This window comes from Butyrivibrio sp. NATIVEDY162, assembly GCF_045999815.1.
Taxonomy (GTDB): Bacteria; Bacillota; Clostridia; order Lachnospirales; family Lachnospiraceae; genus Butyrivibrio.
Window position 1 is genome coordinate 3109538 of sequence record NZ_CP172573.1, and the last position, 22191, is coordinate 3131728.

The window sequence follows — 22191 nt, forward strand, 5'->3', positions numbered from 1 at the left end:
GAAAAGATGTACGGTTTAAGCGTTATACAGGACTTAAACGTATAAGACTTCCTGCGGAACGCAGGATTCTTGAACGCATTTTCCGATTTGCGTTCAAGAAGTCATAGATTTAGAATATATTTTTGCAATCTATATTATAAATAATTTCGATAGGATATTTATTACGAGGAATTATGAGTTCAGAGAAAATGCTACGCACAAAGAATCTGACATTTGAATATATAAGACGTGATGAAGAAGGAAATGTAGAAGGGATAAAAACTGCGGTAGATGGAGTTGATCTCGAGGTTAATGCAGGAGAATTTATTTCTATTCTTGGACATAATGGCTCCGGCAAATCTACACTTGCAAAGCATTTTAATGCATTACTGTTTCCTACTGAAGGAACAGTATGGGTTGATGGACTAAACACTATGGAAGGCGAGAATATCTGGGAAGTAAGGCAGAACGCCGGTATGGTTTTCCAGAATCCTGACAACCAGATAATCGGACAGGTTGTTGAGGAAGATGTTGGCTTTGGCCCTGAAAATATGGGAATTCCTACGGATGAGATATGGGAGAGGGTGGAGGAAAGCCTTAAGGCTGTCGGAATGTATGAATATAGGAAAAGTTCGCCGAATCACCTTTCCGGAGGGCAAAAACAAAGAGTTTCAATTGCCGGTGTTATAGCAATGCATCCCAAATGTATTGTTTTTGATGAGCCTACGGCGATGCTTGATCCAAATGGAAGAAAAGAGGTTATCCGCGCTGCGCGTGCTTTAAATGAGGTTGAGGGGATAACGATAATTCTGATAACTCATTATATGGAGGAAGTTATTTACTCCGATAGAGTTTTTGTAATGGATAAAGGACGTATAACTATGCAGGGAACCCCAAGAGAGGTATTTTCCCAAGTAGATAAACTACAGGAACTAAGACTTGGTGTTCCACAGGTAACGCTTTTGGCACATGAATTAAAGGCGAGAGGCCTTAATATTCCTGATGGAGTTCTTGATAGAAAAGAGCTTATTAACGCTATAAAAGCGCTTAGATATTGATTATTATATGGTGGAGTGGAAGATGCTTAAGCGGTAAATGCTATTCCATCTGACATTTGAAAGAAAGCGGTATAAACATGTCAATCATACTTGATCATGTAAATTATATATATAATCCTGAAACAGCTATGGCCAGAGCAGCGCTTAAGGATGTTTGCCTGCAAATTCCGGACGGCCAGTTTATAGGCCTGATAGGCCACACAGGATCCGGCAAATCAACTTTAGTACAGCATTTAAACGGCCTTATGAAGCCCACCTCGGGTTCAGTTTTCTTCAATGGAAAAGATATAAATGATGCTGAATTCAACCGGAAAGAATTAAGGGCAAAGGTGGGACTTGTTTTCCAATATCCTGAACATCAGCTTTTTGAAATAAACTGTTTTCAGGATGTATGCTTTGGCCCTAAGAATCTTGGATTGTCACAAAAAGAAGTGGAGCTTAGGGCTTATGATGCATTAAAAAAAGTAGGATTTCCTGACGAATCATTCTATCAATCACCATTTGACCTGTCAGGCGGACAAAAGAGGAGAGTGGCAATAGCCGGTGTGCTCGCTATGAAACCTGAGGTTTTGATTCTTGATGAACCTACTGCAGGATTGGACCCAAAAGGAAGGGAAGAGATACTTAATCTGATAGATGACCTTCATAAAAATATGGGGATTACGGTTATTCTTGTTTCACACAGTATGGAAGATGTAGCCAATTATGTTGAAAGAATAATTGTTATGAATAAAGGTCAGGCTTTGTATGATGGAACACCTAAAGAAGTATTTGCCAATTACAAAGAGCTTGAGGAGATCGGATTGGCTGCGCCTCAGGTTACATACGTTATGCAGGAATTGAAAAACGAAGGCTTTCCTGTAGCCACTGACGCAACGACTATAGAAGAAGCAGCTGATGAAATAATGAGAGCTTTAGGAGCATAACTTACATGCTTAGAGATATAACATTGGGACAGTATTACCAGACGGATTCGAGACTGCACAGACTTGATCCAAGAGTGAAAATTGTTGCGACACTGGTTTATATTGTATCCCTATTTGTGGTAGACAATTTTATAGGATACCTTATTGCGGCAGCTTTTCTACTGGCAGCGATAATACTTTCGTGTGTACCGCCTAAATTCATTTTTAAGGGTATGAAAGCCATTTATTTTTTGCTGCTGATAACAATGGTATTCAATTTATTTTTGACACCCGGAGAGCCGATTTTTTCAGTTTGGAAAATAAGTGTGACCAAAGAAGGACTGAAAATAGCAATCATGATGGGAGTGAGGCTGGTTTTTCTGATCACGGGTTCATCTATAATGACGTTAACTACGACACCAAATCAACTCACGGACGGACTTGAGAGCCTTATGAAACCATTGAAAAAGCTCCATGTACCTGTTCACGAGATATCAATGATGATGTCAATTGCGCTTAGATTCATTCCGATTTTAATGGAAGAGACAGACAAAATTATGAAGGCGCAGATGGCTAGAGGTGCTGATTTTGAGAAAGGGTCGCTGGTTCAGCGTGGCAAAAGTCTGATTCCTTTGCTGGTGCCGCTTTTTATATCTGCATTTCGAAGAGCAAATGATCTTGCTATGGCTATGGAAGCCAGATGTTATCGGGGTGGTGAGGGTAGAACTAAAATGAAACCGCTGGTTTACAAAGCAAGTGATTTTACGGCTTATCTTGTAATTGTTATTTATTTGGCTGTGATGATTACAATTGGAATTGTGTTTTGAATGATTGTTGTGGAACGGAAATCTTGACATGCAGACTTTTGCGAAACAACAGATGAGGATTACATTTGAAAAATATAATGCTGACAGTCGCATATGACGGCAGTGGATATCATGGTTTCGCTTTTCAGGAAAATATTGAGACAGTGGAGGGCGAGATAAAAAAGGCAGTGGATCTACTCACCGGGGTTGACACCGAAATTATTGGAGCAAGTAGAACTGATGCCGGAGTTCATGCGTATGGTAACGTAGTTGTGTTTGCTACAGAATCAACTATACCGCCGGGGAGATTTGCTCCGGCTCTGAATAATAAACTACCGGAAGATATTAGAATCATGAAGTCTGAAGAAGTACCTTTAGATTTCCATCCAAGAAAACGTCTGTCTGAAAAAACATATGAATATCACATATTGAATGTGAAGACGATGATTCCAACAAAGCGTAAGTATACCTGCCACAATAGCTATCCACTAGATGAAAATAGGATGAATGAAGCTGCGCAGTATCTGATTGGTGAATATGATTTTACAAGTTTTTGTGCGGCCGGATCGCAGGCTATAAGCCATACAAGGAGAATCATCGGTGCAGGTGTAATAAGGCATGGAGATGAGATTACCATAAGAGTTACAGGTAATGGTTTTCTCTATAATATGGTCAGGATTATAGCTGGAACACTGATGGAGATCGGACGAGGAAAAGGAGAACCGTCTGATATAATTCAGATTATAGAAGCAAAGGATCGTTCTACTGCAGGCCCCACGGCTCCACCGCAGGGACTTTATCTTATGAATTACAGATTCTTTGAAGAAGAAAAAGATCATTAAAATAATTGCAGATTATAAATAAAACAAAGAATTTGCAGAGATTATTTCAGAGTTTATAAAAAGAATCTAAACAAGCGGCTTTTGAGATATTTTTAAGTGGATTATATATTGACAAATTGTGAAAACTGAGCATATAATATATGACTGTGTGACGATAATCGCCAAGTTATCCCGGTAAGTAACGAGGCGTGCATCTATATATACAAGCGAATGGATCAGGTGAAGGGTTCATCGCACCAGATATTTTACTGTTAACTGGTTATGGAGGTAATTAGAATGAACACATATATGCCTAATGCTTCTTCTGTTGAGAAGAAATGGTATGTTGTAGACGCAACAGATATGACACTCGGTCGTCTTGCTTCTAACGTAGCTAACGTACTTAGAGGAAAGAATAAGCCGATTTATACACCCAACATTGATACAGGTGATTATGTAATCGTTATCAATGCTGATAAGATTAAGGTTACAGGTAAGAAGATGGACCAGAAAATGTACTGGCACCACACAGATTACGTTGGACACCACAAGGAGTTCACACTTCGTCAGATGATGGAGTCACACCCTGAGCGTGTTATCGAGCATGCTGTTAAGGGAATGCTTCCTAAGGGTTCTCTTGGAAGACAGATGTACACAAAGCTTCATGTATACGCAGGTCCTGAGCACGAGCATGCAGCTCAGAAGCCTGAAGTACTTACATTCTAATCTGAAAGGAGAATTTGAAAATGGCTAAAGCAGCAAGTTTCTATGGCACAGGTAGAAGAAAGAAGTCTATCGCCAGAGTTTATCTTACACCCGGTAAGGGCAATATCACTATCAACAAGAGAAGCATCGACGAGTATCTTGGTCTCGAGACTCTTAAAGTTATTGTTCGTCAGCCTCTTGTACTGACAGATACACTTGATAAGTTTGATGTTAACGTAACAGTTCGCGGTGGCGGCACATCAGGTCAGGCTGGTGCAATCCGTCATGGTATCTCAAGAGCCCTTCTTCAGGCTGACTCAGATGAGTACAGACCTGCACTTAAGAAGGCTGGATTCCTTACACGTGATCCTAGAATGAAGGAAAGAAAGAAGTACGGTCTCAAAAAGGCTCGTCGCGCTCCTCAGTTCTCAAAGAGATAATCTTTCGAGATTCAAAAAGAATTTACAAACCTCAGAAACTCAGTGTTTCTGGGGTTTTTCTTTTATCTATAATTGTATTCAGTTGTGGTGAAACGCAGAAAATTTTGTACCGTAAACAGCGAGTAAACAGCAGGTAGACAGCAAAATTCTCAAGCCTTAGATTTTGTTAATTGCTTCTACCAGAGACTGGATATCAAGGTGTGTGTACACTTTCTCTGTCAGAGACATTGCTCCGGAGTGTCCTACGATTTTCTTGATCATTGTAGGATCCACATGAGCTTCCGCCAGCATTGATATGCAGGTGTGTCTTGTATCATGAGGAGTGTGCTCCATCCCAAGATTTTCAATTAGTGGTGTCCAGTAGCTGTCTTTATAATTTCTGTAGGTGAATTTTTTGTTTTCATCGGTGTGTAGAAGGTATTCGCAATCAGAGGATTCATACCAAGCCTTGTAGAATGGGAGAACCTTGTCTGCTATAGGAACCTTTCTGATACCATTTTCTGTTTTGCTTTCTACCACATCGAAGTACTGTTCATCAAGATGAATGTTTTTCTTTTCTAAATCCAGTAGTTCAGATATTCTACAGCCGTTGTAAATCAGCATCAGTACTGTCTGGTAGAACGGATCGTCCTTGAGTTCCCAGAGCCTGTCAATTTCAGCTTTTGAAAAGATCTCTCTATCAACCTTATTTGGATTCTTGTCCTTGTATTTGAGAATATCTACAAATTCGGAATAGTCTTTGTTACAGATATCGTTCTTAAGGGCATAATCGTAAAGCTGGTTGAAAAGGACTTTGATCTTACGGAGTGTTGGATAATTCTTTCCGCAGGTATCAATGACATTCTGAAGCTCTGCCAGTTTTATATCTCTAAAGGTTTTGTTATAAAGGGTGCCACATACGTTATATGAGGCTGTATACCCATGTACGTTGGATTTAGAGATGGCAGGATACTTTGCTTCAGACCAGGCATTATATACGTCTGTGAATGTCATTTTGGCTGCTTTTGTATCAAATGGATTCTGATGATAATCTGATAGCATTTGCAAGCCTTCCTGCTTGGTTTCAGCATATCCTATGACATTGTACGTCTGCTTTTTGGTACCTTTTTCCGGATCAATGGTCCATCCGGTGGTTACTCTTACCATATAGGGCTTTCTGCGTTTCCCGGACATTTTCATAACACTTCCATATCCGTTTGGTAATTTCAAATAATATCGACCTCCTTTGATGCTCAGGTAATTTATGAAAAAGGGGATAATCCCTTAATCACCTTTTTTATTGGGCAATGCCACATTCGCGTAGTATGCTAGCTCTGTTTCGAACCAGTGATTAAATCTATCTTCATTTGAAAAGCCTTGTTCAAGGCTCTCTCGCTCATCTGCATATCTTTCCAGAAAGAGGCAGAGATCTGAGTTGTTTTCTGCTGCTTCATCGTTTCCCATGAATTTAAGACTGCAGCTCCATTCTTCGGTTTTGGGTGGACGATTTACGTCTATATTGAAGTTAATCCCTGCTTTTTTATTTAGTTCGTTAAGAACATAGAGGACATCTGAGAGAGTATCTAAAGTGATGTTCTTCTTCTGATATCCAATAAGTTCAGCAGGAGAGATATTAAGAATATTTGCGATCTCATTCAGTACACCTATTGAAGGCTCTATTTCACCGCTTTCATATTTCTGTACTGTACGCATGGTTTTACCTAGTCTGTTAGCCAGTTCAGTCTGACTGAGGTGCTGAGCTTTTCTGGCTTCTTTAATTCTATTTCCTATATCAGATCCATTATTCATTGTACTGACCTCCTTGTGTGAATTGTAACATGTGGTAATACGAATTGCAAGAACGTAATACGAATTATAAATACACATTATATATTGACAAATGAATTATTATGACGTATTATCAAAATACGAACTGATAATTCGTATTTTAGACGGGAGGAGGTGAAAAAAAGTATGGAAGACAAAAAGTTATATGTAGAACTACCAAGATTTACCGGTAGAAATGTTCCTATAACTGAGGTTGCCGAGGCAATGCACAAGGATGCACAGTTTGTAAGAATTGGAATCCAACAGGGAATATTCAAATTTGGATATGCCATGAAGAAAGAAAATTCCAGTGAATACAACTACTATTGTCCAGACAGAAAGGTGTGGGAAGAGATTGGATACTTTAGTCCAGAAGCGGTCTAAAAAGAAAAAACTCTCTTGCTGGTAACAAGAGAGTAAATGAAAAGCCGGAGCTTTTGTAAATTCGATTAAATAAAGTATAGCAAGGGTTCCGGCCAAGTTCAACAAAAAAGTAAGATTGGAGGAATCTAAATGGAAACAAGCAAAACAGAATTAAAGCTTATCCAGATGTCAGATGTAGAAGCTGAAGAAGTTTCCTGGCTATGGTATCCGTTTATACCATATGGAAAGCTTACCATCATTCAGGGAGATCCCGGAGATGGAAAAACAACTTTTGTACTAAATGCAGCAGCGAAGTTATCAAAAGGAATTTCGTTAGATACGGGTCTGCAGAGTGAGGAACCAATAAACATCATATATCAGACAGCAGAAGACGGACTGGCTGATACGGTAAAGCCAAGACTTGAAGGTGCCGGGGCTGACTGCTCCAAAATCCATGTGATAGATGAGAGTGATAAATCGCTATCAATGGTAGATGAGAGAGTTGAACAGGCAATCATAAGGACTGGAGCAAAACTCTTGATTCTGGATCCACTACAGGCATATCTTGGAGGCGGAATGGATATGAATAGAGCTAACGAAGCAAGAGATATGACTAAGAAGCTGGGAGCTCTGGCGGAGAAGTACAAATGTGCAATCATCCTAATCGGACACATGAACAAAGCTTCCGGAAACAAGGCAGCTTATCGAGGGATGGGATCAATTGACTTCTACGCAGTAGCAAGAAGTGTCCTGCTGGTAGGAAGGATAGAAGGTGAACCGGAACTAAGAGCAATAGTCCAAATAAAGAACAACTTAGCAGCATTTGGACATTCAAAGGCCTTCAGATTATCAGAAAAGGGATTCGAGTGGATTGGAGATTATGAAATAACCGCAGACGAAGTTCTTGGAGGAATTGCACCGAAAGCGAATAAGCAGGAAAAGGCGATCGCTCTTCTGAGAGAATTGGCTGAAGACCATAATATGATCCCAAGTAACGAGGCAGTAGAACTGGCTAAAGAAGAGGATATATCAAAAAGGACTCTGGAGATAGCCAAAAATGAACTTGGGATAAAAGCCAGGAGAATCAACAATACCTGGTACTGGATATTGAAAGAGAACGAATGATAATCAAGACCGCAACAATGTAAGGTATCTGAAGTTACACTCTTAAGATTGCAAGGTTGTAAAAAGATAAAGACACTGCATTGTTGCGGACTAGAAGAAAGGGACGAATGAAAAACGTACAGATATCACAGGAATTATTTATAAGGCTGGTACGATTACTGGTCTTTGAGTTTGATGAAGATACTGATCTGATCAAAAAAGAACTTGAAGACAAGATGGAAAAACTAGTGAGGCATGAAATCTATTCAAAGTTCAAGACAGCACCCACAGAAGAGGAGAAGGAAAAAGCTCGTCAGGACTACCTCGATATGGTGGGAATGCACAGGGATTTTAGATGGTGATTTCCCTTGATGGATTGAACGGGAGCGTGACACGCTCCGGTAATAATCAGCCAAGGAATGAATGGTTTGGCAGGCGAGCGGAGCGAGCTTCCCCATAACGTGTCGTTATGGGTAACCCCCTATGGATAATGACATTACACATCATTATCCGGGGGCTCTCCGAGGGGCCTGCCGGCGGCAAAAAATACGAAAGGATTTAGTTTATGATAACAGTGACATTTCACATTTCATGTAAAAAGCATTCGCTCACTAAAACGCGAGATGTGGTTTCGGTGAGTAAACACAATCTTCGATTATTTCAAAGCGAAGAGTATAACGAAGAAATGATCGAAGTGGAAGTCGGGAGTGAAGTAAATATTCTCGATGATGTAAAAGAGATTTATGAAAGGGAATTCTCTGAGGCACTTGCGGAATACAACAAAGGTAAAAGAAGTGACAGACAGATTCATGACTATCTGGAGTATGTATCCGAAAGTAAAAAGAATGATGTGGCTACGGAGGTAATTCTCCAAGTAGGGGATAAGGAATTCTGGGCAGATAAGACGAGAGAGCAGTGGAATGCAATGAAGCCACTCATGAGAGAACAGCTTGAATATGTAAAAGAGATAGTTCCGGAATTCAAAATCGCATCGGCGGTAACACACTTGGATGAGGATTCACCTCATATGCACGTAGTAGGAGTTCCGGTAGCAACAGGATACAAACGAGGACTAAGCAAACAGGTGGCAAAAACAAAAGTGTTTGATCAGGAGAGACTAGAAAAAATACAAGATCTAATGCACGATTTTGTAGAGCATCAGATGAAAGACCACCCGGAGATCTTTGGAGATGAAACCTTAAAACCAAAGGAAAAAGGAAGGAATAGTGACTTCTCAAAGGAATTCTACTTAAGGCTAAAGCAGCAAGAATATGAAAAGCTGGAAGATAAGTGCCAGGAGAAAGAGACACAGATCGAAGCTTTGGATGATACAGCTAAAGAAATGAAGCAGGATATAGAAAGCAAAGTCGACCAATATGTGGACTCAGTAGTGAATTCGGAAATGAAGAAGGAATTCATGAGATACGCAACACTTGAAAATCCCAAGACTACACTGGGTAAAATAGTCTCAAAAGCCTTCAAAACATTCAAGGAGTGGTGGGACAAGACCAAGAAGCCTGAGATAGCTGAAAAGGCAAAAACAAGCATTTTACAAAAGTTAAGAGAAAGCCAGGCGATAGTTGATCAAAGGAAGGAGCAGCAAGGTCCAAATCTGAATAGGAATAAACTAAGACCGGAGAGATGAATACTTTGATAGCAGTAAGCAGGGGCGTGAAAACGCCCTTGTTTTATGCACATAATATTGAACAGGATGGTAGATATAGGTATAATTATAAACAGTTGCTACAAAGAAAAAATTTAAGTATTTCTGAATAGATTAACTTTCAGTTTATCGCACGATGGAGATAAAGGAAAATGATTGTTAGAGAGTACAAAAGTCAGGACTTGCCTGAGATTATAAGAATATGGAATGAGGTTGTTGAGGATGGCATCGCTTTTCCGCAGGAAGAGATGCTTGATTTGGATGGTGGTGCGGAGTTCTTTGCTTCCCAGAGTCATACAGGTGTTGCGGAGGAGAATGGGAAGATTTTCGGTCTTTATATCCTTCATCCCAACAATGTCGGAAGATGCGGACATATCTGCAACGCCAGCTATGCCGTATCAAGAGATGCAAGAGGAAAGCATATCGGAGAACAGCTTGTGACGGATTGCCTGAAGAAGGGAAAAGAGTTGGGATTTCGAGTGCTTCAGTTCAATGCTGTCGTAGAGAGTAATGTTCACGCAAGGCATCTGTATGAACGACTTGGATTTAAACAGCTTGGTACTATACCAGGGGGATTCAGAATGAAGGACGGACATTATGAAAATATCTGCCCTTACTACCATGAGCTGTAGGAATATCTTGCGGGATAATATAGAACGAAAACCGGTATTTGAGGAGACGATTAGATGAAAGCTCAATCTATAAAAAAAGGGGAATATTTGTGGGAGAAGACGATTGCATTTTCAGAAAAATGCTCCTGGATTGCGGGGACACATTTAGCGGAAAGGATGCGGTTAAACAGTTTTGCTGATTGGGCAAGGGTTATTATTACCACTGACGAAGAAAATGTGGTTGGCTTTTGTGTATTTGAAGAAAAAGGGACAATGATGCCACCGGAATATGACTTTAGTCCGTTTATAAACTTAGTTTTTGTCGACGAACATTATCGGGGGAAGCGTATTTCAGAATTAATGATAAGGTTCGCCCTTGACTATGCTAAAGAAATTGGATTTAAAGAAGTGTATCTTAAGAGCGAGCACCATGGTTTGTACGAAAAATATGGCTTTGAGAAAATTGCTGATTTTGAACCTATACAGGGTCCCGCTAACCAACTTTTTCGAATTGCTATATGAATGAAAAATTCGGGTTTCTCGAGATGATCATACTTTAACTCGAAAGATAATATGTCCATTGGTGCTAAGGGAATCCCTGGTTCGAGTTCCGTATGCTCCATCTTTATATTGCGGTAAAAATATTCAAAAGGAGTATCACCATCTATATGCATCATAATTTCTTGTTCGACCTTGATATGACGCTGCTCGACTTCCATGCTTCTGAGCGAAAAGCGCTAGAGATAGTAATTACAGAATGCGGGCTGAAGTTCACAGAAGAATGCTATGACCATTTTAAAGCGTACAATAAGGCTCTCTGGCTTGAGCTTGAGAAGGGAACCATCACAAGGACCGAGTTGTTTATAAGAAGGTTTACAGACCTATTTGAGTTCTGTGAGGGAGGCCATTCCGAGCTAGATCCGCTTACTGTAAATAACGAATTCATCTATACGATGTCGCAGAACGGCGTGCTTATTGAGGGTGCGCTTGAGTTCATGAGCAAGCTTAAAGATACCATCCAAGATTCCAGGTGCTATATCATATCTAACGGCGCGACTATCAATGCCGAGGGAAGGATAAAGTCAACAGGTCTCGATATGTATCTCGAGAAGGTTTATGTCAGTGAATGGATGGGCGTAACAAAGCCAGACAAAAAGTTTTTTGATATGGTGCTTGAAGGCGTGAATGAGCCGAAGAGGACATGTATCGTGATAGGTGACTCACTTTCTTCTGATATGCAGGGCGCTAAGAATGCTTCGTTGGCATCTGTGTGGTTCATGCCCTACGGTGATATCGAAGAAGCGCAGAAAGCTTACAATATCAATTATTGTGCCTCCTCTTTCGATGAGCTTTACGAAGTGCTTTTGAAGTGGGTTGGAAAATAATATCCGAAGATAAATTGCCACGGAGGAGACAGAGTTTTAAAAGCTCTGTCTCCTTTTTGAAATAATACATTGACGAATATCTATGTATATGCTTTATCAACACATAGATAAACATCTATATAAGGAGAAGATTATGACCAAATTAGACGAAGTGCTGATATGTAAGGCTCTTGGAGATCCCAACAGAATGGAAATAGTTAAGATGCTTTCTGATCAGGAGAAATGCGGATGTAAGCTTCTTGAAAAGTTTGATATTACACAGCCGACTCTCTCTCATCACATGAAGATACTTGTGGATTCGGGCTTGGTTAAAGACAGGAAAGAAGGTAAGTGGCACTACTATTCAATAAACACGGACATCATGAAGGAATTCTGTGGTTTTATAAAAACTCTCTGTAATGAAACCACCGGCAAGTGCTGTAAGGGAGAACCGTAATGTGGAACTTTATTCAGACTCAGGTCTTTACCATATTCCCATTACATGCTGCATCAAAAGGCAGACAACTGTTATTCCGATCCAGCAACAGCCGCCAAGCAAAATCGGCTTCCCACCTGATTTAATTAGTTTGATTATGTTACTGTTCAAGCCAATAGCAGCCATGGCCATTATTATAAAGAACTTGCTAAGTTCCTTAAGTGGCTTAAAAACATAAGAAGGGACACCTGCTCTCAAGCAAATAGTTGTGATAATTGAAGCAATCACAAAGAAGACTATGAACATCGGAAATGCTCTTCTAAAGCTAAAGCCATTTGTCGAACTTCCATCCTTTTTTGCTTCCCTTGCCCTCAGATACGCAAGTACCAGTGTAATAGGTATGATAGCCAGTGTTCTTGTAAGCTTGACCGTAACTGCCTTATCAAGAGTCTGATTCCCCAGGTTCCACATACTATCCCAGGTTGATGCAGCTGCGGTGACGGAAGAAGTATCATTAACTGCAGTTCCCGCAAAAATACCGAAAGTCTCTCCTGTTGTGATATCAAAACCTATAAGCTTTCCCAGCGAAGGAAAAAGAAGTGCTGCCAGCACGTTAAAGAAAAATATCACAGAAATTGCCTGTGCCACTTCATCATCATCCGCATCAATGACAGGAGCCGTAGCTGCTATTGCTGAGCCGCCGCATATTGATGAGCCAACTCCGATAAGAGTAGCTGTGTTTCCTTTGATATTCATAACCTTATGAAGAATCCATGATAGGATAAGCGATGTTGAAATCGTGCAGATAATTATAGGAAGTGACTGTTTCCCGGTCTGAAGAACGACCGAAAGATTCATACCAAATCCAAGGAGGACAACAGCCTCCTGCAGAATTATCTTTGATGTGAACTTTATTCCATCAGCCGCCTTCCCCTTGTCATTCCAGAACAGGGCTATTATCATGCCCAGAATGATTGCAATCACCGCTCCGCCAACGACAGGGAAGCGCTTTCCCAGGAGCCATGAAGGAACTGCAATAGTGAAGCATACTATTACTCCCATGTAATTCTTTTTCAAAAAATCCATCTCAAGACCTCTCTCTCTTTTTAATCTGTTCTTTCGTAGGTCTTATTATATTCTGTCTTTTGAAAAAGATAAAATTATATATTATTATATATCCATAAACATTTCTTATCGTTAGGGAGGACTGATTATGCTGGATTTCAGAATAGATACTTTCCTCTGCGTTTGCAGACACCTCAATTTCACCAAGGCGGCTAAGGAGCTGAATATTACTCAGCCCGCTGTTTCTCAACACATACATCATCTTGAAAATGAATACGGGACAAAGCTGTTTACTCAGGATGGAAAAAAACTTTTTCTAACTGACAACGGAAAACTCCTGTATAAAAAAATGAATCAGATAAAAAATGATGATGAAAGTCTCAAAGAAATACTTTCACAGAATAACCATGGCTTAAAAGACATCTCTTTTGGTGTCACCATGACCATAGGAGAATACATAATTGCTGATCCGATCAGTGATTACATAAAAAATCACCCGGATACTAATCTTAAGATTACATTTGGCAACACATCGGAGCTTCTTAAAAAACTCTCCGAGGGGGTTATAGATTTTGCACTTGTAGAAGGATATTTTCCTGAAAATGATTATGAAACGCTGCTTTTTAGCAAAGAAGAGTTTGTTTCTGTCTGTTCGGCAAAGCACTCTTTCACTCAGAAACCGCGCGTGATAAAAGATCTCTTTCCCGAGCGAATTCTTATAAGAGAACCCGGTTCAGGAACGCGCAATATATTAGAAAGAGCTCTTGCCTTGAACAATTACTCTACAAGTGATTTTAGGAATTTTATCCAGGTGGAGAACATGCATGCCATAATAAGCCTTATTGAAAAAGACTGTGGCATCACCTTTTTATATAAAGCAGCGGTTGCATCCGGACTGCAGTCCGGATATCTGAAAACAATCCCCCTTGACGACTTTAGGGTAAAACATGATTTTACCTTCATCTGGCCAAAAGATACTGTTTTCAGTGAAGAGATCCGTGCAATATGTGAGGAAATCCTACCGGTGGCATAAACATTTTAGTAAAATGAATAACGATAAGCATACCTATTCTTAAAAAAGCATTTAATGAGGAAGAGATGACCGCACTTGCATCATGGGACATATCAGATCTATGGGCGAACTGGCAGGGCGCATGTATCAATAGTGGAAGCATCTGGTTTAGGGATGTGGATACTGAAAAGAAAGAGTTTAAGATCGTTTCATTGTTTGATCTTAGAGAGGCTGGAGGAGAAATAACGGATTAATTAGAGCTGTGGGTACATTGTGAACCTTTGGTTTAAGTCCCGTGTGCTCCGCTAAGAAAGATATATCGGAAGATAATCTTACAACAGATAAAGATTTAATGAGCAGAAAGTAAAATCAGAGTATTATTTTTGATCGTGGTTATTAAAGTTGCCACCAGCCGCATACAGTAGCCCTGAGCTTTCTACCGTACGCAGCAGGTAAACAGCAACTCGTCCTAGAAATGCCACAAACACAGCACTTAGGACATTGAAAAAGTTCTCAAAGAGATAATCGATCTGCTATTGCAGATTTCAAAAGACTCGGTACAATGTATCGGGTCTTTTTTGTGTGATTTGTTTTTACAACGCACCTGTAATAGAATAACTATCTACGTGAAAGGAAAGGGCAGTTAATGGGTATTTATAAGCTAAAGCCCGCCTGTGAGGATTACCTTTGGGGTGGCCACAAGCTGGTGGATGATTTTGGAATAGAATACGATGGCGATGTATTAGCTGAGGCTTGGCTTTTATCGTGCCATAAGGATGGGAAATCTGTAGTGGCTGACGGAGAGTATAAGGGCAGGACGCTTAATGAGCTTATAGATATTCTTGGAAAATAGTGTCTTGGCAGTGATTGCAGGGATAAAGAAGACTTCCCTATTCTGATAAAGCTCATAGATGCAAGGAAGCCTCTTTCAATCCAGGTACATCCCGATGAAGTATATGCCAAGGCCAACGAAGGCCAGCACGGTAAGACAGAGATGTGGTATGTGCAGATGTTATATGTCAGGGAGAATGCATCAGAGCTAAAAAAGGAGAGTCGCTGTTTATGACTGCGGGAAGCGGAGAATTTACAATAGACGGAGATGCCGAGGCCCTTATCACCTGGGTTCCGTGAATAAAGCAAAGATTGTACAGGTAGCTGGTAAGGCTGCCTGTTTTTTGTGTTTTTATGCATTTTTTATTTAATTTTATTAAAAAAATATTAAACGTAAGACAATGCATTATTTATCTGTATAATGTATATAGGTGGATATTTATTATATTGAAAGGAGTGTCGCTATGTCAAGGACAACTGAAAACAAGAAGAATAAGGTCAGTTTTTTCAAATCTATTCCGGTTCAGATTTTGTTCTTTAATATTCTGATGTTGCTGGTATTTAACATAGTAAGCTACATTGTTAACGATGGAATATCATCCATGTCTGACAGTGCTCAGGGTATAATTGCCGGAGTAACCGAGCTGGTTCATAAAGAGGGAACAGTTAAGGAAGATATGGCCAGGATTGACGGAACGATCCAGAGCGCACTGGGGCTATGGTCATATTACACTGATGCTGATAAAGAGAGAATCGGAAGCGAGCTTAAATCCTACGAGAGCGAAGTGACCACTCTTGTAAAAGAAATCGGCGATGAGTTTACTATATATGGCAATCCAAACGCAACGACACAGCTTGATGCTTCGGCAAAGGCTCTTATTGCGAACGTTGATGAAGTGTTCAATATCATGATGACAACCGGCGATGGACGTGTTGCCTCGGAGATACTTACCGGAGATTATATGACTAACATGGAAGGTGTCAAAGCAGGCATGACAACCCTTGATGCATCGGTGGATGCACTTAAGGGTAATGTTGTAAATTATATGGCACAGACAAGAAGTAAAATAACTGTCATGAATGTAACAGGAATGGTTGTGTTTATCGTGTGCCTTCTTTTGAACCTCTATGTTTCATTTGTTCTTATCACCAAAGTTATTGTTAAGATTTCCGACTCTGTTCAGGAAATTATAAATGATATCAACGCCGGAAAGGGTGACCTTACAGCAAGAGTAAATGTTAAGACCGGAAATGAGCTTGTATTTATAAGAGACGGCATAAATGATTTTATTGAAACCCTGCAGGGCGTAATGAAAGATGTTAAGAGCGGAACACTCATTCTTACAGATTCCGCAGACAAGATGACCTCACAGATCGCTTTGGCTAACGACAACATCACCAACACATCAGCGGCGCTTGAGGAGCTTTCAGCCAGCATGGACAATGTGTCAACTACAACTTCTCACATTAAGGAGCAGCTCAATGATGTAAGAGATGCGGTGGAGAGCATCAATGATGAGGTTGCTTCAGGAAAAGAGCGTGCAGGCGAGATCCAGAAGGAAGCTGATACCATTAAGAATGAGGCTATGCAGAAGAAGGAGAATACAGGTGCCAGAGTTGAGGCGCTCAGCAAGACCCTTGATGAGTCAGTAAAGGAAAGTGAGCAGGTTAATCAGATCGGAGAACTTACCAAGGTTATCCTCGATATAGCTTCCCAGACAAACCTTCTTGCACTTAACGCCAGCATTGAGGCTGCAAGAGCAGGTGAAGCCGGCAAGGGCTTTGCGGTAGTTGCGCAGGAGATCAGTGCACTTGCCGATAACAGCAGACAGACAGCCGGAAATATTCAGACTATAAGTGAGAATGTGACAAAGGCTGTTCAGGAGCTTTCGAATAATGCCATCGAGGTTGTAGATTTTATCAACAATACTGTTATTGCCGATTATGAAGCCTTTGTTGAGACAGGAGAGAAATACGAGAGTACAGCAGAGATAATGAATGAAATTCTTGAAGGCTTTACTGAGAAGGCAGACTCTCTTGATAACACAATGCACAGCATGGCAGACTCAATTCTTACAATCACCGATTCCGTTGAAGAGTCCACACAGGCCATCAGCCTTTCAGCTTCCAACTCTACGGAGATTGTGGGAGAAATTCAAGAAATCGGAGAGGCCATGGATAATAACAATCAGGTTACGAACAAACTTAGCGACAGTACAAAGAAGTTTATAAACGTATAATACTATTTAATAGTTTTTTAATAAAAGGGGCTGTGAAGAAATGATTTCTCATTTTTTCACAGCCCCTTTTTGTATGCCGGAAGTGGACCAGGGGGACGGGGTTAGTGGTTCACTTTTGTGCTAAAAGATTAAGGGTAAGGCTTGCCTATTTTGATATGACTTTATTAAAATGTAAGAAAGCAATATGGAATAATGCCGGATTAACCGATGAGAGAAGATAGATTATGGACAAATCATGGTCAGAAAACAATAAAGAAATACAGAAATTACTGACGAAAGAAGCAACCTTTAAAGATGCTATTCATAAGCTTTTGGCTTTCCGCGAGGAAATGTTTGAGCAGATTACTCAGATTGTGAGTGGATACCCGGATGAGGCCTTTGCCAAAATGCCTTTTGCGGGTGCAGATGGATATCACAGTAAAACCCTTGCCTATTCTATCTGGCATATTTTCAGGATTGAAGATATAGTTGCCCATGAGATGATAGCAGGGGATAGTCAAATCCTTTTTACACATGACTTTCATAATCGCATTGGCGCACCTATTATTACTACGGGTAATGAACTTCAAGGAAACGAGATTGCAGAGTTTTCAGAAAAACTGAATATTAAAGAACTATATCTGTATGTAAAAGCTGTAAAGGAGTCTACGGATCAGATTCTTGGAGAACTGACATACAAGGATTTAAAGCAAAAATTCGGCGGCGATGTAAAGGAAAAACTTATCCGCAGTAAATGTGTCAGTGAGAATGAGAATGCCTTTTGGCTGATTGATTACTGGTGCGGAAAGGATATAAAAGGACTGATTCAGATGCCATTTAGCCGTCACTGGATTATGCATATCGAAGCCATGCGCCACATCAAGAATAAACTTTGCAAGATAGCACGAAAGGGTGTTGATCCTGTTGCTTATTGTGGCTTTTCCTGTAATCACTGTTTCCTTTCAGAGTGGTGCGGATCTTGCAGAACGAAGTACAATGTCTGCTCTTTTGCCACTTGTGCTGAGGACAGAATATGTCCGAATGTGAAATGCTGTAAGGAAAAAGATTTGGACGGATGTTATGAGTGTGATGAGCTCGAAAATTGCAATAAAGGATTCTATATTCCATCAAATGACGGAGCAAATGCAGCAAAGGCTCAGGCAATATATATAAGGAAATACGGAAAGAAGGCGTTCCTCAAGGTTCATGACAGACTACATGAGAAATATGACTTCCAAAAGACACAGGAAGTTTTAGGACAGGATTATAAGGAAGGACTGAGAATTCTGGAGGAAACTTGAAAAAGCCTATAAATATGCTTTTATATCAATAACAGAGTTGCCAATTTCAGTTTTTCATTCGAAGGAGTTTGAATCAATAAGAGGGATTATGACAAAAGTATTTTTTGTAAGGCATGCAGAACCAAATTATGACAATCATGATGACAGATCTCGTGAGTTAAGTCCGCGAGGAATGGAAGACAGGAAAAAAGTCACATCATTTCTGGCTGATAAAAATATAGATATAGTTATTTCAAGCCCATTTAAGAGGGCTGTTGATACAGTTAAGGATTTTGCAGATAAAAATGGAATGGTTGTTGAGATAGTTGAAGATTTTAAAGAAAGAAATGTCGATAGTGGTTGGATAGAAGATTTTACTTCTTTTTCTCAAAAGCAATGGAGCGATTTTTCTTTCAAGTTATCAGATGGAGAGTGTCTTAAAGAAGTTCAGGATAGAAATATATCTGCGCTTAATAATGTTCTGGAGCAGTATTCAGGGAAAAATATAGTAGTTGGAAGTCATGGTACAGCATTAAGCACCATCATAAATTTTTATGATAAATCTTTTGGCTATGATGATTTTGAAAATATAAGATTTCTGATGCCATGGATTGTGGAATTTAGTTTTGATGAGTTAGGAAATTGTACAAATATCAAATATCATTCTGTTTGATTGGAATAAGTATACTAAGGATGAGAGAGAAGCAAAAAAATAAGTAATGGCAATAGATAAACAAAAATATATAGATTAAGGGTACGGGATTCATATTATGATAATTCGTAGGGGATTAGTAGGTATCTTGTTGGCTCTACTGTTTTATATAGTTTTTTATCCGATTTCCTTATGGATAAATAGTAACTTTGATGGTGCTCAGGGATCTATGGTAAAGACTCTCCAGAGAATGGTTTTCTTTATCGTGGAACTTATCATATTTGTAAAACTGTATAATAAAGATAGCATAAGAAGTGTGCTGACTATAGAGGGATTTAGGAATGCTATTCCAGCATGCGTGGGCATGCTGGTCTATGTTGCTTTCTATGTCATTGTTTATGCAGTGATAGGCGCAAAGAGCTGGCTAAATACAACGGTCCCGATTGTTGTTTCATATCTCTTTTTTGTGCAGATTTCTACAGGGCTATGGGAAGAGATGACGTTTAGGGCGTTTGTCTGTGAAGGCTACTATCAGGGCGAAGATGCCACCTTTATGCGACGGCTTATTTATGCGGGCATCAGTGCTGTCATATTTGGCATATTACATGCTATAGAGTGTGATTCATTAGAGCAGGCCGTTTACAGGTTTATCATGACCGGAGTGTGGGGATTCGCATTTACCTCTGTGTACTTTTATTCCCACAATTTTCTTGCTGCCGCATATATTCATTTTTTTACTGATATCTTTTTGAATATTTCGGTATTTATTAAAGATTGGAGTGAATCAACTCTATTTATGATTCTTGATAATTATGTGCAATGGAGCATGCTGACTGTTGTCTTTATAGTTGCAGTTGTATTTTTGCATAAAAAACCAGCAAGAGCATGAGAATATTTTTTGTGTGACAGTAGTGTGACTAAGAATGTGTTTGATGATGAGTGATTTGTCGGGATGAACGTTGGAACATAAAACCGGAAGATAATCTTACAAAAGACAGACAAAGATTTAATGAGTAGAAAGTAAGATCAGAGTATTATTTTTGATCGCAGTTATTCAAGTTGCCACCAGCCGCATACAGTAGTCCTGAGCTTTCTACCGTACGCAGCAGGTAAACAGCAACTCGCCCTAGGAATGCCACAAACACAGCACTTAGGACATTGAAAAAGTTCTCAAAGAGATGAGAATATCTGCTATGGCAGATTTCAGAAGACTCGGTACAATGTACCGGGTCTTTTTTGTATCTATGCATTATTTATGGATTTTTAAGACTATCGCTAGACGGAATGTTGTAAAATTTAAGAGGAATATAAAGCCTCGACGGAGCTAAGATAAGAAAAGAGGAGACGATTAATGAAAAAGCGTTTATGCAATCAGCTCTGGATAGTTTCAGCATTGACCATATTGGGGAGTACTCTTTTGATTGCCTGTGGGGCACCATCCGGAAACGCTCTTAGTGAAATGGAGATTCCGTTATATTTTCACTCTGTTGATAATGAGGCAAGTATCAAACTCTGTTTTGCTGATGAAAGCAAAGAGGTTCCCTACTTTGACATTGATACTGCCGTCTCCCTCATAGAGAGAGTCAATCACGAGATTATCGAAGATAAAAACTATGCACTGACCACTTCGGCCCAGGGCTCAGTGGTAACAATTACCCGTGAAAACCAGTATCCTATGCAGATAGACTGCGATAAAGACACAATTAGTTTTTATGATTTTGATGCTTTTTTCGTTCCGTCCTGGACAAGCACGGTTATAGATGTACTGCAGCCGGATAGTGCCTTTGAGGGCCTTGTTCTCTCAGAGGAAAACTCCTATAGCCGCTTTGGTTCGGAGGTGGTTTTTGATCTTAAAAAATATGGTATAGACCTGATTGAAGAGAATGGTAAATGCTATATACCCATGCAGACATTAAGTGATATCATGCTGTCTCTTCCGAGTTATGTATGCCTTCTATACAATAACGAAGGAGTATTTGTCTATGAGTATGGTTCAGAACCCGGCAGGGAGCTTTTGAGGAAGTATTATGAAGCACAGCCCAAGGAGGGAAAAAGCGAGGGACTTGCGGACTATACATATAACGAATTATGTATGATGATGGATCATTTTTATGGTTTGAAAGAAAGCCATGGAATTGAGGATTTTGATGAATTCTTTACTGAAACAGCTCTTCGTGACGCATTAAGGAGTACTGATCCTGAGATGTCTGCAAGGGCGATGAGAGTTTTGATGGATCTTTACATTGATGACTTACATAGCGGGTATATGCTTAATTCGTGGCGGATTGGCATGGATGCGCAAATCGACGGGATGACCGGCAAGTCAATTCAAAACATGAGTGATTCGGCGATGAAGTATTATACCGCCAGAGAAAAGTATTATCCCGACGGGGTTCCCGGATACGAGGAAGTCGGAAACACAGCATACATCACCTTTGATAGTTTCCGGGCAAAAGATAAGGATGCTGATTATTATAAGGACGCACCTACCGCTGATACACAGGATACTGTTGGCCTTCTTTTGTATTCATATTCACAGATTACGAGAAAGGGAAGCCCTGTCGAGAATGTAGTTATTGATTTAAGTATGAATTCCGGAGGAGACACCGTCACTGCAAGTTTTTTGATAAGTCTGTTTCTGGGAGAAGGTTCAGTATGTATCCAGGATACACTGACAGGTGCTTACGCCAATGAATGTTTTCGTGCAGATGCCAATCTTGATGGTGTATACGACGAAAAGGACTCGCTCCTAAACTACAATCTGTACTGTATTACCTCATCTATCAGTTTTTCCTGCGGTAATCTGGTGCCGAGTGTATTAAAATCGTCGGGTCAGGTTACTATTTTAGGACAACAAAGCGGAGGCGGCGCATGCACAGTGATCCCATTTTCAACAGCAGATGGAACTCTGCTTCAGATGTCCGGCAATCGCCGTCTGAGCTACATGAAAAACGGTTCTGTGTATGACATTGACCAGGGTGTAGAACCGGACTATGTGATACATCAGCCTGAGCACTTCTATGATAGAGAGGCCTTGACTGAGTATATAAATAATCTGTACTGAACGATAA

The 22191-nt window shown here is 40.1% G+C and carries 26 protein-coding genes and 1 pseudogene; 24 read left to right on the top strand and 3 right to left on the bottom strand.

The features are described from left to right. Nucleotides 1-188: 188 nt before the first annotated feature. From ACHCNF_RS13545 to rpsI, 6 genes are all read left to right on the top strand, one after another. Nucleotides 189-1037 carry an energy-coupling factor transporter ATPase gene (locus ACHCNF_RS13545; RefSeq protein ID WP_408072245.1) on the top strand — a complete coding sequence of 283 codons (849 nt, stop codon included), beginning with the start codon at nt 189-191 and terminating at the stop codon, nt 1035-1037. Between the two features lie 77 nt (nt 1038-1114). Beyond that, nucleotides 1115-1963 carry an energy-coupling factor transporter ATPase gene (locus ACHCNF_RS13550; RefSeq protein ID WP_408070289.1) on the top strand — a complete coding sequence of 283 codons (849 nt, stop codon included), beginning with the start codon at nt 1115-1117 and terminating at the stop codon, nt 1961-1963. A gap of 5 nt (nt 1964-1968) precedes the next feature. After that, nucleotides 1969-2769, top strand: coding sequence for an energy-coupling factor transporter transmembrane component T family protein (locus ACHCNF_RS13555; RefSeq protein WP_408070290.1), 801 nt, complete (start codon nt 1969-1971; stop codon nt 2767-2769). A 65-nt stretch (nt 2770-2834) separates the two neighbouring features. After that, on the top strand, nt 2835-3590 hold the full coding sequence (gene truA / locus ACHCNF_RS13560; protein ID WP_408070291.1) for a tRNA pseudouridine(38-40) synthase TruA: 756 nt from the start codon (nt 2835-2837) through the stop codon (nt 3588-3590). A gap of 276 nt (nt 3591-3866) precedes the next feature. Next, nucleotides 3867-4295 (top strand): 50S ribosomal protein L13, encoded by a 429-nt coding sequence (gene rplM / locus ACHCNF_RS13565; protein ID WP_026657257.1) that lies wholly within the window; start codon nt 3867-3869, stop codon nt 4293-4295. A 20-nt stretch (nt 4296-4315) separates the two neighbouring features. Then, nucleotides 4316-4714, top strand: coding sequence for a 30S ribosomal protein S9 (gene rpsI / locus ACHCNF_RS13570; RefSeq protein ID WP_408070292.1), 399 nt, complete (start codon nt 4316-4318; stop codon nt 4712-4714). 156 nt (nt 4715-4870) lie between these two features. Here the strand turns inward: rpsI and ACHCNF_RS13575 are convergent, their stop codons facing one another. Next, entirely contained in the window at nt 4871-5923 is a 1053-nt protein-coding gene (locus ACHCNF_RS13575) for a tyrosine-type recombinase/integrase (RefSeq protein WP_408070293.1), read from the bottom strand. 54 nt (nt 5924-5977) lie between these two features. After that, nucleotides 5978-6502, bottom strand: coding sequence for a helix-turn-helix domain-containing protein (locus ACHCNF_RS13580; RefSeq protein ID WP_408070294.1), 525 nt, complete (start codon nt 6500-6502; stop codon nt 5978-5980). A gap of 165 nt (nt 6503-6667) precedes the next feature. Between ACHCNF_RS13580 and ACHCNF_RS13585 the strand changes: the two genes are divergently transcribed. The 8 genes from ACHCNF_RS13585 (at nt 6668) to ACHCNF_RS13620 (ending at nt 12082) form a co-directional block, all read left to right on the top strand. Next, nucleotides 6668-6904, top strand: coding sequence for a hypothetical protein (locus ACHCNF_RS13585; protein WP_013280038.1), 237 nt, complete (start codon nt 6668-6670; stop codon nt 6902-6904). Between the two features lie 129 nt (nt 6905-7033). Then, on the top strand, nt 7034-8008 hold the full coding sequence (locus tag ACHCNF_RS13590; RefSeq protein WP_408070295.1) for an AAA family ATPase: 975 nt from the start codon (nt 7034-7036) through the stop codon (nt 8006-8008). 107 nt (nt 8009-8115) lie between these two features. Further along, nucleotides 8116-8349 carry a hypothetical protein gene (locus tag ACHCNF_RS13595; RefSeq protein ID WP_015550817.1) on the top strand — a complete coding sequence of 78 codons (234 nt, stop codon included), beginning with the start codon at nt 8116-8118 and terminating at the stop codon, nt 8347-8349. 272 nt (nt 8350-8621) lie between these two features. Beyond that, entirely contained in the window at nt 8622-9632 is a 1011-nt protein-coding gene (locus ACHCNF_RS13600; protein ID WP_408070296.1) for a plasmid recombination protein, read from the top strand. Nucleotides 9633-9802: 170 nt separating this feature from the next. After that, entirely contained in the window at nt 9803-10282 is a 480-nt protein-coding gene (locus ACHCNF_RS13605; protein ID WP_090163844.1) for a GNAT family N-acetyltransferase, read from the top strand. A 54-nt stretch (nt 10283-10336) separates the two neighbouring features. Next, on the top strand, nt 10337-10783 hold the full coding sequence (locus ACHCNF_RS13610) for a GNAT family N-acetyltransferase (protein WP_248405456.1): 447 nt from the start codon (nt 10337-10339) through the stop codon (nt 10781-10783). A 146-nt stretch (nt 10784-10929) separates the two neighbouring features. Further along, nucleotides 10930-11646, top strand: coding sequence for a YjjG family noncanonical pyrimidine nucleotidase (locus tag ACHCNF_RS13615; protein WP_408070297.1), 717 nt, complete (start codon nt 10930-10932; stop codon nt 11644-11646). A 133-nt stretch (nt 11647-11779) separates the two neighbouring features. Continuing rightward, a complete protein-coding gene (locus ACHCNF_RS13620) occupies nt 11780-12082 on the top strand; it encodes an ArsR/SmtB family transcription factor (protein WP_026515576.1) in 303 nt (100 codons plus the stop codon). 27 nt (nt 12083-12109) lie between these two features. Here ACHCNF_RS13620 and ACHCNF_RS13625 read toward each other — a convergent pair whose 3' ends face one another. Continuing rightward, entirely contained in the window at nt 12110-13147 is a 1038-nt protein-coding gene (locus tag ACHCNF_RS13625) for a YeiH family protein (protein ID WP_026515575.1), read from the bottom strand. Between the two features lie 127 nt (nt 13148-13274). On the opposite strand from ACHCNF_RS13625, the gene ACHCNF_RS13630 reads away from it, so the two are divergent. From ACHCNF_RS13630 to ACHCNF_RS13675, 10 genes and pseudogenes are all read left to right on the top strand, one after another. Then, on the top strand, nt 13275-14159 hold the full coding sequence (locus ACHCNF_RS13630) for a LysR family transcriptional regulator (RefSeq protein ID WP_022780006.1): 885 nt from the start codon (nt 13275-13277) through the stop codon (nt 14157-14159). Between the two features lie 65 nt (nt 14160-14224). Further along, a complete protein-coding gene (locus ACHCNF_RS13635; protein WP_015550812.1) occupies nt 14225-14392 on the top strand; it encodes a hypothetical protein in 168 nt (55 codons plus the stop codon). A 392-nt stretch (nt 14393-14784) separates the two neighbouring features. Further along, nucleotides 14785-14991, top strand: coding sequence for a type I phosphomannose isomerase catalytic subunit (locus tag ACHCNF_RS13640; protein WP_408070298.1), 207 nt, complete (start codon nt 14785-14787; stop codon nt 14989-14991). 33 nt (nt 14992-15024) lie between these two features. Beyond that, nucleotides 15025-15096, top strand: a pseudogene (locus tag ACHCNF_RS13645) (type I phosphomannose isomerase catalytic subunit); the annotation flags it as partial. Nucleotides 15097-15134: 38 nt separating this feature from the next. After that, on the top strand, nt 15135-15269 hold the full coding sequence (locus ACHCNF_RS13650) for a hypothetical protein (RefSeq protein ID WP_408070299.1): 135 nt from the start codon (nt 15135-15137) through the stop codon (nt 15267-15269). 164 nt (nt 15270-15433) lie between these two features. After that, entirely contained in the window at nt 15434-17209 is a 1776-nt protein-coding gene (locus tag ACHCNF_RS13655) for a methyl-accepting chemotaxis protein (RefSeq protein WP_408070300.1), read from the top strand. 224 nt (nt 17210-17433) lie between these two features. Continuing rightward, nucleotides 17434-18489: a DUF3795 domain-containing protein gene (locus ACHCNF_RS13660; RefSeq protein WP_408070301.1), complete on the top strand. Its 1056-nt coding sequence runs from the start codon at nt 17434-17436 to the stop codon at nt 18487-18489. Nucleotides 18490-18577: 88 nt separating this feature from the next. Then, a complete protein-coding gene (locus tag ACHCNF_RS13665) occupies nt 18578-19141 on the top strand; it encodes a histidine phosphatase family protein (protein ID WP_408070302.1) in 564 nt (187 codons plus the stop codon). Nucleotides 19142-19238: 97 nt separating this feature from the next. Continuing rightward, entirely contained in the window at nt 19239-20009 is a 771-nt protein-coding gene (locus tag ACHCNF_RS13670) for a CPBP family intramembrane glutamic endopeptidase (protein WP_408070303.1), read from the top strand. Nucleotides 20010-20471: 462 nt separating this feature from the next. Next, complete coding sequence (locus ACHCNF_RS13675; RefSeq protein WP_408070304.1) at nt 20472-22184, top strand: S41 family peptidase; 1713 nt, start codon at nt 20472-20474, stop codon at nt 22182-22184. Nucleotides 22185-22191 lie beyond the last annotated feature (7 nt).

Coding starts and splice junctions, on each gene's coding strand:
- ACHCNF_RS13545 (WP_408072245.1), top strand. CDS start 189: ATGCTACGCACAAAGAATCTGACATTTGAATATATAAGACGTGATGAA.
- ACHCNF_RS13550 (WP_408070289.1), top strand. CDS start 1,115: ATGTCAATCATACTTGATCATGTAAATTATATATATAATCCTGAAACA.
- ACHCNF_RS13555 (WP_408070290.1), top strand. CDS start 1,969: ATGCTTAGAGATATAACATTGGGACAGTATTACCAGACGGATTCGAGA.
- rplM (WP_026657257.1), top strand. CDS start 3,867: ATGAACACATATATGCCTAATGCTTCTTCTGTTGAGAAGAAATGGTAT.
- rpsI (WP_408070292.1), top strand. CDS start 4,316: ATGGCTAAAGCAGCAAGTTTCTATGGCACAGGTAGAAGAAAGAAGTCT.
- ACHCNF_RS13580 (WP_408070294.1), bottom strand. CDS start 6,502: ATGAATAATGGATCTGATATAGGAAATAGAATTAAAGAAGCCAGAAAA.
- ACHCNF_RS13585 (WP_013280038.1), top strand. CDS start 6,668: ATGGAAGACAAAAAGTTATATGTAGAACTACCAAGATTTACCGGTAGA.
- ACHCNF_RS13590 (WP_408070295.1), top strand. CDS start 7,034: ATGGAAACAAGCAAAACAGAATTAAAGCTTATCCAGATGTCAGATGTA.
- ACHCNF_RS13595 (WP_015550817.1), top strand. CDS start 8,116: ATGAAAAACGTACAGATATCACAGGAATTATTTATAAGGCTGGTACGA.
- ACHCNF_RS13605 (WP_090163844.1), top strand. CDS start 9,803: ATGATTGTTAGAGAGTACAAAAGTCAGGACTTGCCTGAGATTATAAGA.
- ACHCNF_RS13610 (WP_248405456.1), top strand. CDS start 10,337: ATGAAAGCTCAATCTATAAAAAAAGGGGAATATTTGTGGGAGAAGACG.
- ACHCNF_RS13615 (WP_408070297.1), top strand. CDS start 10,930: ATGCATCATAATTTCTTGTTCGACCTTGATATGACGCTGCTCGACTTC.
- ACHCNF_RS13620 (WP_026515576.1), top strand. CDS start 11,780: ATGACCAAATTAGACGAAGTGCTGATATGTAAGGCTCTTGGAGATCCC.
- ACHCNF_RS13625 (WP_026515575.1), bottom strand. CDS start 13,147: ATGGATTTTTTGAAAAAGAATTACATGGGAGTAATAGTATGCTTCACT.
- ACHCNF_RS13630 (WP_022780006.1), top strand. CDS start 13,275: ATGCTGGATTTCAGAATAGATACTTTCCTCTGCGTTTGCAGACACCTC.
- ACHCNF_RS13635 (WP_015550812.1), top strand. CDS start 14,225: ATGACCGCACTTGCATCATGGGACATATCAGATCTATGGGCGAACTGG.
- ACHCNF_RS13640 (WP_408070298.1), top strand. CDS start 14,785: ATGGGTATTTATAAGCTAAAGCCCGCCTGTGAGGATTACCTTTGGGGT.
- ACHCNF_RS13655 (WP_408070300.1), top strand. CDS start 15,434: ATGTCAAGGACAACTGAAAACAAGAAGAATAAGGTCAGTTTTTTCAAA.
- ACHCNF_RS13660 (WP_408070301.1), top strand. CDS start 17,434: ATGGACAAATCATGGTCAGAAAACAATAAAGAAATACAGAAATTACTG.
- ACHCNF_RS13665 (WP_408070302.1), top strand. CDS start 18,578: ATGACAAAAGTATTTTTTGTAAGGCATGCAGAACCAAATTATGACAAT.
- ACHCNF_RS13670 (WP_408070303.1), top strand. CDS start 19,239: ATGATAATTCGTAGGGGATTAGTAGGTATCTTGTTGGCTCTACTGTTT.
- ACHCNF_RS13675 (WP_408070304.1), top strand. CDS start 20,472: ATGAAAAAGCGTTTATGCAATCAGCTCTGGATAGTTTCAGCATTGACC.